Below are 531 nucleotides of genomic sequence, written 5' to 3'. Positions count from 1 at the left end.
GCGGGTATATGTACCGAGAAGGTAAGCCGGAAGGCTTCTTCTACTTGGATCATCGCACAGTTGATGTGAAATACAACCTTGTTACCGATGTTTTCGTCACCGCCGGCAATGTCCATGATTCCGTACCGTATCTTTCCCGTTTAGACCGTCAACGCCAGCGTTTTGGGTTTGCAGTAGAGGCAGTTGCATTGGATTCCGGCTATTTAACGACTCCGATTTGCAAAGGATTAGAGAAACGTAAAATCTTTGGAGTCATTGCACATCGACGATTCCATCCTACGCAAGGCTTACATCCAAAATGGAAGTTTACCTATGATGCAGAACGTAATTTGTATGTTTGCCCGCAGCAGCAAGAACTGTCATACCGAACAACAGATCGACATGGCTACCGGCATTATGCGTCGGATCCAAAACAATGTGAAACATGTCCGATGCTGGAGCAGTGTACACGTTCCGCTACCAAACGAAAAATTGTCACCCGGCATATTTGGGAAGAAAGTAAAGAACAAGTGCGAATAAACCGCCTCAGTA

The 531-nt window shown here is 46.0% G+C and carries 1 protein-coding gene; it reads left to right on the top strand.

Annotated elements, in window-relative coordinates; genetic code table 11:
- Window positions 1-531, top strand: a 531-nt coding sequence (locus GON22_RS26840) for a transposase (protein ID WP_237179357.1), incomplete at both ends; no start/stop codon positions are given.

The sequence above is a fragment of the Paenibacillus sp. MMS18-CY102 genome (genome assembly GCF_009789195.1).
In the GTDB taxonomy this organism is placed as follows: domain Bacteria; phylum Bacillota; class Bacilli; order Paenibacillales; family Paenibacillaceae; genus Paenibacillus_T.
The sequence above is the reverse complement of the archived record's forward strand: the minus strand, read 5'-3'. Positions and strand labels throughout refer to the sequence as shown.